The following is a 13,481-nucleotide window of genomic DNA, read 5'->3' as shown; positions in this document are numbered from 1 at the left end:
GTAGACAGGTACGATGTTGAATATATTTATCATTGTTGCTTTGTTGGTTTTATTTTTTCTGTTTGCACAAAAATATCTAATTAAAGATGATAATACCAAAGACTATACCTACCGGAATCATTCACCTGTCTTAACGGCAGCTGAAAGCACTTTTTATCGTGCGTTGACGGATGCAGTGGGAGAACATGGGGTTGTCTTTGCTAAGGTGAATATGGCACAACTCCTTGTCCCTGTGGGTATCAGAAAAAAGAAAGATCGCTTTATTGCAACCAACAGAATTGCAAAGCACTATTTTCAGTTTGTGGTCTGTGATCCAAGGACTTTTGAACCACGTGCTGTGATTGAACTGGATAACGGAAAAACACTGAATAAGCCAAAAGCTGAGCGGGAAAAATTATTACTTCATGTTTGCCGCTCTGCAAACATTCCTCTCATTGGTACTAATATTCGTTACAGCTATCAGGTGAGCAAATTAAGGCGGTTACTGGCAACACATATTGATTTGATTGAGCCGGATAAAGAAGTCCGGTTTTGTAAGAAGTGTGGTAGCCCGATGGTTGTCAGAGTCGCAAGTCAGGGTGAATTTAAAGGCCGAAGGTTTTTTACCTGCAGTCGTCAGCCTCAGTGTAATTATGTTGAAAATTACAATGTGGTTTTTGAGGATGACGATATCGAAAACGAAAGTGAAGAAGTGGTTTAGGAGAAGGAGTTGGGCTCACACTGAGTCTGACTGTTTTTCCTGATGTATTTCATAAGGCATTTGGCATATTTTGACTTGGTTTCTTCCATTTTGTTTGGCTTTGTAGAGTTCTATATCTGCGAGTTTTAGTATGTCTGAAAGATTATCTCCGTCACGGTATTGGCAAATACCGATACTTAATGTTAAATGCAGATTATTGTTGCCAACATTAAAAATATGATCGCCGACTGAATTACATAACTTCTCGCCTATATGACGCGCTTCGTTGATATCTTTGTCACACAAAGTGACACAAAACTCTTCTCCTCCGATTCGGAACAAATTGTTATCTCCAACAATCCGGCTGATTAGCAAGCTGATTTCGATTAATACTTTATCACCCACATCATGTCCGAATTGATCATTGATCTGTTTGAAGAAATCAATATCCAGAATAAGCAGGCACAGTTGTTCTTTGTCGTTTTTCTTCTGGGTAAAATGAGAAAAGAAAGTAGCCAGTGACAGACGATTATGAGTGCCTGTAAGTGAGTCACGTGAGGCTAAATATAGCAGAGAGTTTTCGGTATGATATCTGTTCGATTCATACAGATGAGAAATGACCCATATCCCACAGTAGCATAAAGTCAAATTGAACATCAGGCTTAAAATATCGTAAGTCTGATTATGGCTGAACTTAATTGCAACCAATATAAATTGTGCAATTAAAAATACACCGGTTGCATACATCCCATGTCTGATACCCAGCAAGAGATAAAGCGTGATGGGGGCAAAACAGCTCCATACAAACAGACCCTGGCTAATAGGTTCAAGATAATTTCCTATACCAAAAATAAAAATCAGATAATAAGCATAATACAGAACACTTGTTCTGGAGTACCGGCCTTGCTTGATTTTGGTATAGATAAAACCGGAGTAGATGGAAAGAATACATTCTCCCAGAGCAAGCCAGTATTCGTTCTGGTAGACAAAGTGAAATATTGCCAGAAACAAGGCAAGAATAGTAAGAAATAAGCTGATCCCTGAAAGCACAGAAGTTCTGAACGTATGAGATTGTGTATGTAACCTGTCATCCATTTTGTAATGCGCTTTTATATCCAAGTTTCAGTTGATTCGCGTATGTTACGCAATCATTGTAATAGTTCAACCGAATTTATGGGAGCATATCACAAAATTAGAAGTGCGTCGGATTTATTGATGCAAAAAAAAATGACCTCTGCCAAATATGTAGTGTGCTTCTGAGTAAAAAAAGATCACATTGGTGAAGTTGAAACCAATCAGTCATTTTGCAGATAAATTTTGCTTGCACTCTGATACGACTGTCGCTAATATCCATCCCGTTCTCAAGTGTTGCGTCCGTAGCTCAGTTGGTTAGAGTATCGCCTTGACATGGCGGGGGTCGGTGGTTCGAGTCCACTCGGACGCACCATTCATCAGAACAACAAATTATGCGTCTGTAGCTCAGTTGGTTAGAGTATCGCCTTGACATGGCGGGGGTCGGTGGTTCGAGTCCACTCAGACGCACCATTTAAGCCTGCTTTTAGCAGGTTTTTTTGTGTCTTTTCGTTGTGTTGTTCCCCTCTGTTTCATCTTATACAGTAAATTTATTGATCAATTGTTTCAGTTCCTCTGCCTGGTGGCTTAATTTATCACTGATACGACGGGTATTTTCTGTTAGTGAGGCCGACTGATAACTCTGATCTGAGATGATCACAATACGCTGTGAAATATCCTGGCCAACATGATTTTGTTCATTGGTGGCTGTGGCGATTAATGAATTCATATCCATGATGATTTCAATGGCATGAATGATATCCTGTAACGCCTGACCAGCTGAATTAGCCTGAGTGACCGTTTGTTCACTCTGATCTTTACTTTCATCCATAGCTGATACAGCGTCATTAGTGGCAACTTTTAATTGCTCCAGTATATCGGTAATTTCTCTGGTACTTGTTTGAGTCCGGCTTGCGAGTTTTCTGACTTCGTCTGCCACAACAGCAAATCCCCGTCCTTGTTCACCAGCCCTTGCCGCTTCAATCGCCGCATTTAAGGCAAGCAAGTTCGTTTGTTCAGCAATATCCTGAATGACATCCAGAGAAGCTGATATATCATTTACATTCCCGGCAAGCCGGCAAACAATAGAATTTGCCTGATCAATTTGGCCTGCAAGATTCCCGACAGAGTCTACAGCATCAGAAACCGTCTGCATTGCGTCTCTTGCTCTGTTATCAACTGTCTGGGCTGACTGTGCCGCCTGGTGTGCATTCTGTGATATTTCATTCGCAGTCGTTGTCATTTCCGTCATTGCTGTGGCGACCTGCTCTGTCTCTTCTCTTTGTCTGAGTGCAAGCAGATCGGATTCATTGGCTTGTTCGGTCATTGTTTTTGTTTCACCGGAAATTGTGAGACTGGATTCTGTAACACTTTTTATGATCGATTGAAGAGTCGAAACAAATTGGTTGAAATTAGTACTGAGAGAATTGAATTCCGGTAGCGTAAAAGCTTGCATCCGGGCTGTTAGATCTGCATGACCACTGGCAAACTCTGCGATTGAGTGGTCAAATTGTTTGAGTGGTGATAAGACACTGCGAACAATAAAAAAGCCAAATATGCCCACGATCGCGGAAATTCCACCGCATAACAGAAGGATTGAAACAAAGCTTTCGGCAGATTTTTTATCAGACAGCTGCTGCATCATCACGACTGTGTCATCGATGTCATCAATATAAAAACCAGTTCCAATAATAATATCCCATTGTGATTGATATATTGAGTAACTCCATTTTTCTTTTGCAACGCTCCCGCCAGGTTTCGGGAAAAAGTAATGAGAGAACCCACCGCCATTTTTTCCATTTCTTATAATATCCTGAATAAAGAGATTGTTTCTTGTATCTCTCGCATCCCAGAAATTTTTGCCAATATCTTTATTTGTGTCACCCTGAAATATCCGGTTGCCTCTGGAGTCATAACCAAATATGTATCCGTTTTGGCCATATTTGATACCGGATAATTTTTTTATGGCTTCCTCCCGGGATGCATTCTGTTTTTTCAGGGGGATTAATGCAGAGTCAATGATCTCTATATAAGTTTTGAGAGTATCTTCTTTTAAAGCAACCAGTTGTTTTCGGACATCCTGAATTTGCATCTGACTTAATTCAGCCATCTTGACGTTTGTCAGATAGGCCATTCCCAGCGTCAAAAGGATGAGTGGGACCAATACCAAAATATATAATCTTGATTTTATAGAGATTTGATTCATATCTGTCTCCTGGTTTCATCAGAAAAAGCAAACATGACGTCAATAAGTCTGGATTTTTATTAGAATAGTAGGAAAGGGTATTTCACAGAATCGAAATACCACTGACTACAATAGTAGTATAATTTATGTGGGATTCCATTTGTTCGCAGTTTTATTGACAGTGAATGAGAGGTCTCCCGGGCGATTCGGGCTTTTATTCACTTTTAGTAAAAATTCCTTGTACGACATGACTTAGCCCATGATGCTTTTGTCCTTCATGGATAAATCTTTCTGTCTCGGTGAGTATTAATGGTTCCAGCTGGCTCAATTCCGTTGACAGAATCTGGCTTGAAATCATCATATCTGCTGAAGACGGCCCACCAGTTTTGTATTGAAGCTGTTGAACTGTATAGCCTTCAATCACGAATACACCTTTGGGTCTCAGACTTTGGCATACTGATTGATGGACTTGACTTCGTAATATCGAAGGTAAATGGCAGAAGATGGAGACAATACCATCCCATTGGTGGGCCCCAAACTTAAAGTGCTCAAGGTTCTCATGGATATGATTGATTTGGACCTGATGTTCATCAGCCAGCTTTCGGGCTTTATTGATAGCAACTAAAGATAAGTCGATTGCTGTGACGTTGTAACCAAGCTTAGCCAGATAAATTGAATTTCTTCCTTCTCCATCTCCCAGGCAGAGAATATTTCCTTTCGGGATGTGTAAAACTGCTTCCTGAAGGAATTGATTTGGTTCTGTCCCATACACGTACGCTGCTGTGTTATAGATTTCGTCCCACATAGATACACATGCCTTTTTATATAAGAGAGATCTAATTTAGCAATTGTTTTTAAAAGAAACAACTGCTTACAGTAAATACTATAAATTGGCAGGCAAATAAAGCTGACTTGCGCATACAGGATGCAAGGGTGTGTTTATCTTTTATAGTTTCCGGCAGGAGCGGTGCTGAAAGATAAACACACCTTAGAAGTTAATTATAATTGTGTAATTAAATTACAAAAAATAAGTTTAATTTTTTCATAAAAAACTTGAAATGTGATTTGAGTCACCTTATTATTAGCGCATAGGATGATTTAAATCATACATTTAATGTGAGTATTGTTATTTAACAACCATATTGTATGTTGATGAAGTCATTGATAAATCCAAGTGCCGTATATTATTGAGAAATGTATACACAGCCATTAATCGCTACAGAGGAAACTCATTATGGATTTCGATATCAGTTTATTTCTGCAATTTTTTATGAACGAACGTATGAAAAAACAAACAGAACAAACTCAGGAAGCTTCAAATTAATTTGTATCAGGGGAGGGCATGTCAGACCATGTTCTCCTGATATTTCTCTCGTCTTCACCTTCATAAACACGCTCTAGTTTAATTTATTTTTCTTCATCTCACTTCTGGTCATTTATACTCAATCATTCCTGTTTACAGAGAACAGCGCTATATTGTTGTCAAAAATCATATCTGATCGGATAACAGAGAATGTTCAATGTATCGGTATTGAATGTTTTTTCCAGTCAGCTGTCTGACTGGACGTTCGTTATCAGGTTTAACAAGGTGGAATTAGATGGCACATTTTACAGTCATTGGGCTGGGGCGTTTTGGGGTTGCGGCAAGTCTTGAGCTAATGTATCTGGGACATTCTGTTACCGGTGTTGATAAGGATTCCCGGATAGCAGAGAAATATGTTGACGATTTAACCCAGACTATTATTTGTGATGCGACTGATGAACATGCTTTAAGAGAGCTGGATCTTGAAGCGAGCGATGCTGTTGTTGTCGCGATTGGTGAGGATATGGAGTCAAGCCTGCTGTGTATTCTGGCACTGAAAAATTTGGGTGTCAGTGACATCTGGGTCAAGGCCAGCACAAAAGCACATCATACGATTGTATCAAAATTAGGTGTCTCGAGAATTATTCACCCAGAAGAAGAAATGGGAATACGGGTTGCGCAGGCACTCAATTATCCGATGGTTGAAGATTATCTTTCTATTGGTCATGGTCTGTATATTGTAGAGATCCAGGTTGCCGATACTCTGCATGAGTGTCCGGTAAGTCAGATCCTGATGGATTCAGAAAAAGACACTGTTCACCTGGTTATGGTTAAAAGAGAGCAACAGGTCTTTACACATGTTTCTCCTGATTTTACCTTCATGGCGCAGGATACTCTTTTACTCTGTGGAACACGTGATGCCCTGAAGTCACTGGCACCCAAGCTGGGGTAAGGCTGAATATGAAATTGTGGCATCCTTCTATGACACCGGTTGTTGAACGTAAAGACCGTGGAAAACCAGCCAGAAAAATACTTGCTGCACCTCCTCTGATCTTATGTGGCAGTTTTCTTTTATTAATTTTGGTGGGCACCTGTCTGCTTAAATTACCTTTGGCAACCGTTGTACCAATTCAATGGTCTCAGAGTTTATTTACTGCGACATCAGCAGTGACAGTTACGGGACTGTCCGTTGTAGACACGGGCTCAGAGTTTACTGTATTTGGCCAAATTGTGATTGCATTATTGATTCAGCTCGGTGGATTAGGCTTAATGACATTTGCAATCGTGACTTTAATTGCACTGGGAGGAAAAATTAATTTTCTGCAGCGCACTGTTGCAAAAGAGGCATTTAATCAGACTGATGCGTCCACACTGATTTCCACGGTGAAATCTGTATTAATTTTTTCACTCTGCGTTGAAGCTGTTGGGATAGCAATCCTGTTTATTTATTGGTGGGATGAACTGGGCTGGAAAGTCAGCTTGTTTCATAGCTTTTTTTATACAGTCAGTGCTTTCAATAATGCGGGTTTTGCACTCAATAGTGATAATTTAATCCCATATGTGAATGACCCGGTGATTAATTTTACTATATCCGGACTATTTATTATTGGCGGACTGGGTTTTTCCGTGTGGATTGACTTGCTGCGTAGTAAGCGCTGGTCTCGTTTAACACCTTACAGCAAAATGATGATTTCGGGAACGGTCATCATTAATGCAGTTGCTGTTGTTGCGATTTACCTGATTGAGTCCAACAATCCGGATACTCTCGGACCAATGAATGAGTCTGGCCGTTGGCTGGCATCGTGGTTTCAGGCTGTTGCTCCCCGAACAGCAGGATTCAACACATTACCGATCGATAAGCTTGAAGATGCAACAACATCGCTCATGCTGGTTCTCATGTTTATTGGCGGCGGCTCAATGAGCACTGCCAGCGGCATCAAGGTTGTGACCTTTATTGTCCTTATTTTGGCCACCTACGGATATTTAAGAAGAGATGCCGCGGTTTATGTATTTAAGCGGGAAATATCCAGAGAAACAGTGAGTAAGGCTCTTGCTTTGACGTTTGTTTCTATTGTTGTCACCTGGGTTGCAATTTTTTGTTTGTTGCTGAGTGAGCATGCGCCAATGATTGATATTATTTTTGAAGCTGTTTCTGCATTGGGGACGGTCGGTTTGTCCCGGGGACTGACTTCTGGTTTAAGTGAGACCGGGGAGATCATTATTATGTTGCTTATGTTTATGGGGAGACTTGGCCCATTGACACTGGCGTATTTTCTGGCAAGCCCCAGAAGCCATAAACTCAGGTATCCGGAGACAAGGCTGGCGATTGGTTAAAAGCCAGTTTGTCAATATCCGGATACTTTCGCTGATATCGGGGGAGCATACTCTCATTGCCTTTGATGCCGCCCTGATGAATATAGATTAAGTTCATTTTTGAATATTCAGCCTCATTTTGTCGCAGGCAGCGCCACATCAGCGGATCATAGAGTAGATCAAATTCCACATTCGTCTGATGATATAGTTGCATCCAAATGTGATAGTTTTCCTGGTAAAGTTTACCAAAATGATGTTTTTTGGGTAATTCGAGCATGGTCGGATAGCTGTCAGCCTGCAAAGATAAAAACTGCTGAATTAAATAATCCTTTCCCCCCACACAGGCACAGGTGATAACCGGTATATGATACATCTTCATTATCTGATGAAGATACAGTGCTGTCGTCCCCGTTCCGGAAGGTAAGGCGATAACCGGAGAACGTATCTGATTTTCTTTAATCCATGCCAGTAGTTCATACGCCAGCGCTGACACGCCATCTCTGGCAAGCTCACACCGCCCACCTTCGGGAATGATCAGAGTGTCATCTCTTGGCGGGAGATAGCGGTGGATATAATCTTCCGGTCGTAAAAAACCATGTGCTTCATTATTTGTGGCAATAATTTTTGCACCGAGACCAAGCGCTGCTCTGTAGTTTCCGGTTGGATTCTGTTGCATGAATTCAGGGATATGATCAACATAATATTCAAGTCTCCAGCCTTTGATTTGGGCCAGCGCAGCCAGAGAATAAAGGGAATTCGCCTGCGGTGAACCATAGCTGGTTATTGTTTTGATATGTCGATAGTTGCCTGTTAAAAGAGACATGAATTTACGGGCTTTATTGCCGGAGAATTCAGGATGAAGTAATTCGTCCCGCTTGAGAAAAAATTGAAACCGGCCAAACTGATGGCGGGTGACCGGACTGTCACATATAGATTGGATAAGTGCTTTATCTGTCATTTACTGGTTAACTTTACATTGGCTGATTTCAGATGGTTGGCGGGTATAAAAAAGAAAACCCGGTGAAAACGTTCATACACCGGGCATTATAATAGGAGTTAACAAGAAAAAGCAGCGTAAACAATGAGTATCAGTTGAAGTCTCAACACAATTCTTATTGTTAACGTTAAAATTATGACTGTCATTTCGTGGCAGAGTTCAACTTTTTTTCATTTTTCTGCCGAAGTGAAAGGCGGACAACCTGTTTTTTCAGAGGAGAGCCAACCAATGTTCATTCGAAACTTTTTTTGAAGCTTTTTTTGAAAAAATAGGATGAGTTTTTTTGATGAACCTTTTATCCTTAAGAAGTTTTTTTAAGGAAGCTGAATATGATCATCAAACCTAAAATTCGTGGATTTATTTGCACAACGACACATCCTTCAGGATGTGCGGCTAATGTGAAAGAGCAGATTGAATATACTAAATCTCAGGGAAAAATTGTTAACGCTCCCAAGCGTGTTCTGGTGATTGGCGCATCCAGCGGCTATGGGCTTTCATCCCGGATTGCAGCTGCTTTTGGCGGTGAGGCTGCAACTATCGGTGTGTTTTTTGAGAAGCCAGGTACAGAGAAAAAGCCAGGTACAGCAGGTTTTTATAATTCAGCAGCATTTGAAAAGTATGCACATGAAGCTGGGTTATATGCAAAAAGCTTAAATGGGGATGCTTTTTCTCATGAGGCGAAACAGAAAACAATCGAACTAATTCAGCAGGATCTTGGCCAGATTGATATGGTTGTTTATTCACTGGCTTCCCCTGTGCGTAAGTTACCAGATACGGGTGAAGTGATCCGTTCTTCATTAAAGCCGATTGGAAATACTTATACTTCAACCGCTGTTGATACAAACAGAGATGTCATTATCGAAGCAAGTGTTGAGCCTGCAACTGAACAGGAAATCGAAGATACAGTTTGTGTTATGGGCGGACAGGACTGGGAGCTTTGGATTAATGCGCTTGATGATGCGGGTGTGTTGGCCGATGGTTGTAAGACCGTTGCTTATAGTTATATCGGCACTGAACTTACCTGGCCAATATACTGGGACGGTGCTTTAGGCCGGGCCAAGATGGATTTGGATCGTGCAGCGACAGCTTTAAACAGCAAACTGAGTGCGAAAAACGGAACCGCTAATGTTGCTGTACTGAAGTCAGTTGTCACTCAGGCAAGTTCAGCGATTCCTGTGATGCCTTTGTATATTGCGATGGTATTTAAGAAAATGCGTGAAGAAGGTGTCCATGAAGGGTGTATGGAACAGATTTATCGCATGTTCAGCCAGCGCTTATATAAAGCTGACGGAAGTGCGCCTGAAGTCGATGATAAGAATCGCCTGCGCTTGGATGACTGGGAACTCAGAGATGATATCCAGCAGCATTGTCAGAATTTATGGCCACAGATTACATCTGAGAATCTGAAAGCGCTGACTGATTATGAGGATTATAAGCAGGAATTTCTGAAGCTGTTTGGCTTCGGTATCGATTCCGTCGATTATGAAGCAGACGTAAACCCTGTTGCAGAATTTGATGTGATTGATATCTGATCCGATAAACGGAATTGTTTATTAAAAAGCCGGTTTACTAACCGGCTTTTTATCATTATGGGATAAACTCATGACGCATTAAGTCAGCAAAATCAGAATTGTACCCGCAATTGTCATCAATATATTCGCAATCGTATATGTACCGGCGTATCCAAGAGCTGGAATAGTCGATTTTGCATAATCATTTACAATATCCATTGCAGGCGCACAGGTTCGGGCTCCGATAATGGCACCAAACAACATCGCCCGGTTCATTTTCAGCAAATAGGCACCAACCAGGTAGGCAAAGACGACAGGGACGACACTCACCAGAAATGCAAGACCAAGGAGTTTTACTCCGATTTCAGAAAGGTGCTCAAACATATTGCCACCGGCACTGAGACCAATGCCAACCATGAAAAACATCAGTCCGAGATCTTTTACCATATTCAGTGCTCCCTGAGGGACATAACCGAAGGTCGGATGATTCGCTCTGAGAAATCCGAGCATAATACCAGATAGTAATAAGCCCACAGCATTACCCAGCCCGAAAGATACCTGGCCGAACTTCATTGTGATCAGGCCCAGCATGATGCCGAATATAAAGAAGCAACAAAATGCAAATAAGTCTGCGATTTGACTATGGATTGAAATAAAACCAATTTTATCAGCCAGCCCCTGAACCCGGCTTCTTTCACCACTGACCTGGAGGACATCACCTTTTGCCAGAAAAATATCTGAATCCATTGGCATCTCAATTTGTGCCCGTACCACCCGGTTCAGAAAGCACCCAAACTCTGACAGGTTGAGCTCAGATAAGCGTTTTCCTGCAATGCCATCACTTTTAACGACAATTTCTTCTTCCGTAATTCTCAAATCAAGCAGATTTCTGTCAAATACTTCCCGTTCATTCCGAAAACTCGGGTCCAGTCTCGCATGGCTGTCGGGAAAACCAACCAACGCGATTTCATCACCTTCCTGTAAAATTGCATCACCATCCGGATGGGCTATGATGCCGTTTCGGCGGATCCTTTCGATGTAACAGCCTGTCTGGCGGTATACACCCAGTTCGCGTAAGTTTCTTCCGTCAATCCAGTTGATTAACTCTTTACCCACCCGATATGCGCGGATAATTGGCAGATAAACCTTACGTTGTCCATTATGTTCCAGACCTCGCTCTCTGGCGATCTGTTGAGCCGAGTCTGACAGATTTTGTTTCTGAATTCTTGGCAGCAACTTTGCGAACATAATCATACTGATTAATCCAATCAGATAGGCCATGGCGTATCCGACTGAAACATTTTCCAGTATCTGAGAAATATTCATATCAGCCGGAATTTCGGCCAGACCGGAATTGAGAGCATCTTGCGCACCAACCAAAACCGGAGTGGAGGTGAGCGCGCCTGCCATCATACCGGCAGACAGTCCGTAATCTAATGCAAGAAACTGGCTGCCGAAATAAGTAATCATGTTCGCAACAATAAGAACAACAAGACTCAGTATCAGATAGTGTTTACCATCCCGGAAAAAAATACCGAAGAAGTTTGGCCCGGCTTCTATGCCAACACAGTAGATGAAGAGCATAAAACCAATCGTCAGTGCTTCTGAGTTAAATGAAAAACCTAAATGTCCCATAATTAATGAGGTAATGAGTACACCAATAGAATTTCCAAGCTGAAAGCTACCAATACGGATTTTACCAATTGCCAGTCCAATGGCTAAGACGACAAAAATAAGCAGGATAGGGTTTTGTTTTAACAATAGTACAACATCTATATTCACAGCCAGACTCAGCGTATGTGGGTTAAAGGACAAAAGACGAAGGAAATTGTATATGAATTACGGGAAAATATAAGTGAAATTTTAGTACGATTTTATTCAGCTTGATCTCAAGTCCAGATTTAGTGAAATGTCCGCATTTGGAAAAATAAAGTTGATACTTTTTTGTTCACACTTATCGTTTTAGATTCAAAAACAGAAAAGGCCCGTCAGTAAAAGTATTGACGGGCCTTTGAATTCAGTATCAAGGTATTTGAACATCAAGAATTAGTCAAACAGCCCCAGATTTTCTTTTGCATAGGCTTCAAATTCTGTACAGCCGCCGACATGCTCCTGATCAATGAAGATCTGTGGCACTGTTTCAACGGGTTTACCGACAGTTTTTTCCAAATCAGCTTTGCTGATGCCTTCTGCCTGAATATCAACATAGCGGAAATTAAAATCGTCACGCTTTTCTTTTAATGTTTCAGCGTGTTCTTTTGCTCTGACACAGAATGGGCAACCCGGACGGCCAAAAATGACTACAAACATAACTTTCTCCTTGATTTCTTGTTGGGGTAACTATGCCTGAACTGTATGTTGAAATAAAGCAGCATGTACCTTTTGTTTTGATAGTTAAAATCTATACCTAAGCTATCTCAATACGTGGATAGAATGAATAGCGCTGACGCAAAACGAAGATACCAGCATGGTCAAAACTGGTATCACCGGATGATGAGAACATATTAATAATAGGATCAGAACTGGGGAAATTTATCGTATCGTGAACTTTTTAAAGCATCTTTAACTCGTTTCAGGTTGTCTCTGAAACCTGAGCCGCGACGAAGTGTAAAGCCTGTTGCCAGCACATCGATGACTGTCATCTGTACAACCCTGCTGGCCATAGGCATGTAAACGTCTGTATCTTCAGGAACATCCAGACAAATCGACAATGAACAAGCTTGATCTAGTGGTGAATCTTTCGCGGTAATAGCGATTACCGTCGCACCATATTGCTGCGCTAATTCAGCAATTTCAATCAAACTTTTTGTTCTTCCGGTATGTGAAATCAGGACGACTACGTCATTATCGGTGCAGTTAATACAGCTCATACGCTGCATGACCACATCCTCAAAACAAGTAATCGGAATATTAAACCGGATAAATTTATTTTGCGCATCACGGGCAACCGCAGATGATGCACCCAAACCAAAAAACGAGATACGTTTTGCTTGTGTCAGTAAATCGACGGCGCGATTAATTTGCGCAGGCTCGATGCTGTTTTTGGCAATATCAAGACAAGCCATGGTTGACTCGAAAATTTTATGTGTGTAAGCATCTGGCCCATCATCTTCTTCCACATTCCTGTTGACATAAGGCGTGCCATTCGCAAGGCTTTGTGCCAGGTGAAGTTTAAAGTCCGGGAAGCCTTTTGTATCCAGACGGCGGCAGAAACGGTTTACTGTGGGCTCACTGACATCAGCCATCCTCGCCAGGGTGGCGATGCTGGAATGAATCGCAGTTTGTGGCGAAGCCATGATGACTTCAGCCACTTTACGCTCAGATTTGCTGAAATTTTCCAGATTTTTTTGTATTTTTTCTAATGTATTCATAATGTTTACACGGAAAAGAGAATCAATCACACATCAGGTCTGAGACAGCAG

At 41.5% G+C, this 13,481-nt stretch carries 11 protein-coding genes and 2 tRNA genes; 6 read left to right on the top strand and 7 right to left on the bottom strand.

What is annotated here, in order from left to right; all coding sequences use genetic code 11:
- Positions 1-13 precede the first annotated feature (13 nt).
- The gene (locus OCV29_RS09315) at positions 14-700 is read left to right on the top strand and encodes a DUF2726 domain-containing protein (protein WP_073603060.1); all 687 of its coding nucleotides are present in this window, start codon (positions 14-16) and stop codon (positions 698-700) included.
- A gap of 15 nt (positions 701-715) precedes the next feature.
- Here OCV29_RS09315 and OCV29_RS09310 read toward each other — a convergent pair whose 3' ends face one another.
- Positions 716-1,774 carry a GGDEF domain-containing protein gene (locus tag OCV29_RS09310; protein ID WP_073603059.1) on the bottom strand — a complete coding sequence of 353 codons (1,059 nt, stop codon included), beginning with the start codon at positions 1,772-1,774 and terminating at the stop codon, positions 716-718.
- 275 nt (positions 1,775-2,049) lie between these two features.
- Between OCV29_RS09310 and OCV29_RS09305 the strand changes: the two genes are divergently transcribed.
- A tRNA-Val gene (locus OCV29_RS09305) sits at positions 2,050-2,126 on the top strand.
- A 21-nt stretch (positions 2,127-2,147) separates the two neighbouring features.
- Positions 2,148-2,224: transfer RNA gene (locus OCV29_RS09300), tRNA-Val, on the top strand.
- 64 nt (positions 2,225-2,288) lie between these two features.
- Here the strand turns inward: OCV29_RS09300 and OCV29_RS09295 are convergent.
- Together OCV29_RS09295 and OCV29_RS09290 are read right to left on the bottom strand one after the other, a co-directional pair.
- A complete protein-coding gene (locus tag OCV29_RS09295) occupies positions 2,289-3,956 on the bottom strand; it encodes a methyl-accepting chemotaxis protein (RefSeq protein WP_073603058.1) in 1,668 nt (555 codons plus the stop codon).
- 193 nt (positions 3,957-4,149) lie between these two features.
- Entirely contained in the window at positions 4,150-4,740 is a 591-nt protein-coding gene (locus OCV29_RS09290) for a class I SAM-dependent methyltransferase (protein ID WP_073603057.1), read from the bottom strand.
- Positions 4,741-5,533: 793 nt separating this feature from the next.
- Between OCV29_RS09290 and OCV29_RS09285 the strand changes: the two genes are divergently transcribed.
- Positions 5,534-6,190, top strand: coding sequence for a potassium channel family protein (locus OCV29_RS09285; protein WP_073603056.1), 657 nt, complete (start codon positions 5,534-5,536; stop codon positions 6,188-6,190).
- 8 nt (positions 6,191-6,198) lie between these two features.
- A complete protein-coding gene (locus OCV29_RS09280) occupies positions 6,199-7,572 on the top strand; it encodes a TrkH family potassium uptake protein (protein WP_073603055.1) in 1,374 nt (457 codons plus the stop codon).
- Here OCV29_RS09280 and OCV29_RS09275 read toward each other — a convergent pair.
- Positions 7,538-8,509, bottom strand: coding sequence for a 1-aminocyclopropane-1-carboxylate deaminase (locus tag OCV29_RS09275; RefSeq protein WP_073603054.1), 972 nt, complete (start codon positions 8,507-8,509; stop codon positions 7,538-7,540). The genes OCV29_RS09280 and OCV29_RS09275 overlap by 35 nt on opposite strands.
- A 368-nt stretch (positions 8,510-8,877) precedes the next feature.
- On the opposite strand from OCV29_RS09275, the gene fabV reads away from it, so the two are divergent.
- Positions 8,878-10,080, top strand: coding sequence for an enoyl-ACP reductase FabV (gene fabV / locus OCV29_RS09270; RefSeq protein ID WP_073603053.1), 1,203 nt, complete (start codon positions 8,878-8,880; stop codon positions 10,078-10,080).
- Positions 10,081-10,158: 78 nt separating this feature from the next.
- On the opposite strand, the gene OCV29_RS09265 is transcribed toward fabV, so the two are convergent.
- The 3 genes from OCV29_RS09265 to OCV29_RS09255 form a co-directional block, all read right to left on the bottom strand.
- The gene (locus OCV29_RS09265) at positions 10,159-11,841 is read right to left on the bottom strand and encodes an aspartate:alanine antiporter (RefSeq protein WP_073603052.1); all 1,683 of its coding nucleotides are present in this window, start codon (positions 11,839-11,841) and stop codon (positions 10,159-10,161) included.
- A gap of 264 nt (positions 11,842-12,105) precedes the next feature.
- On the bottom strand, positions 12,106-12,369 hold the full coding sequence (locus OCV29_RS09260; protein WP_073603051.1) for a GrxA family glutaredoxin: 264 nt from the start codon (positions 12,367-12,369) through the stop codon (positions 12,106-12,108).
- Positions 12,370-12,575: 206 nt separating this feature from the next.
- The gene (locus OCV29_RS09255) at positions 12,576-13,430 is read right to left on the bottom strand and encodes a MurR/RpiR family transcriptional regulator (RefSeq protein ID WP_073603050.1); all 855 of its coding nucleotides are present in this window, start codon (positions 13,428-13,430) and stop codon (positions 12,576-12,578) included.
- Positions 13,431-13,481 lie beyond the last annotated feature (51 nt).

This window comes from Vibrio aerogenes (assembly GCF_024346755.1).
Lineage (GTDB): Bacteria > Pseudomonadota > Gammaproteobacteria > Enterobacterales > Vibrionaceae > Vibrio > Vibrio aerogenes.
This window is presented reverse-complemented; position numbering and strand designations above follow the sequence as displayed.

Excerpts from the sequence above, each read along its gene's own strand:
- OCV29_RS09315 (WP_073603060.1), top strand. The coding sequence starts at position 14 with ATGTTGAATATATTTATCATTGTTGCTTTGTTGGTTTTATTTTTTCTG.
- OCV29_RS09310 (WP_073603059.1), bottom strand. The coding sequence starts at position 1,774 with ATGGATGACAGGTTACATACACAATCTCATACGTTCAGAACTTCTGTG.
- OCV29_RS09295 (WP_073603058.1), bottom strand. The coding sequence starts at position 3,956 with ATGAATCAAATCTCTATAAAATCAAGATTATATATTTTGGTATTGGTC.
- OCV29_RS09290 (WP_073603057.1), bottom strand. The coding sequence starts at position 4,740 with ATGTGGGACGAAATCTATAACACAGCAGCGTACGTGTATGGGACAGAA.
- OCV29_RS09285 (WP_073603056.1), top strand. The coding sequence starts at position 5,534 with ATGGCACATTTTACAGTCATTGGGCTGGGGCGTTTTGGGGTTGCGGCA.
- OCV29_RS09280 (WP_073603055.1), top strand. The coding sequence starts at position 6,199 with ATGAAATTGTGGCATCCTTCTATGACACCGGTTGTTGAACGTAAAGAC.
- OCV29_RS09275 (WP_073603054.1), bottom strand. The coding sequence starts at position 8,509 with ATGACAGATAAAGCACTTATCCAATCTATATGTGACAGTCCGGTCACC.
- fabV (WP_073603053.1), top strand. The coding sequence starts at position 8,878 with ATGATCATCAAACCTAAAATTCGTGGATTTATTTGCACAACGACACAT.
- OCV29_RS09260 (WP_073603051.1), bottom strand. The coding sequence starts at position 12,369 with ATGTTTGTAGTCATTTTTGGCCGTCCGGGTTGCCCATTCTGTGTCAGA.
- OCV29_RS09255 (WP_073603050.1), bottom strand. The coding sequence starts at position 13,430 with ATGAATACATTAGAAAAAATACAAAAAAATCTGGAAAATTTCAGCAAA.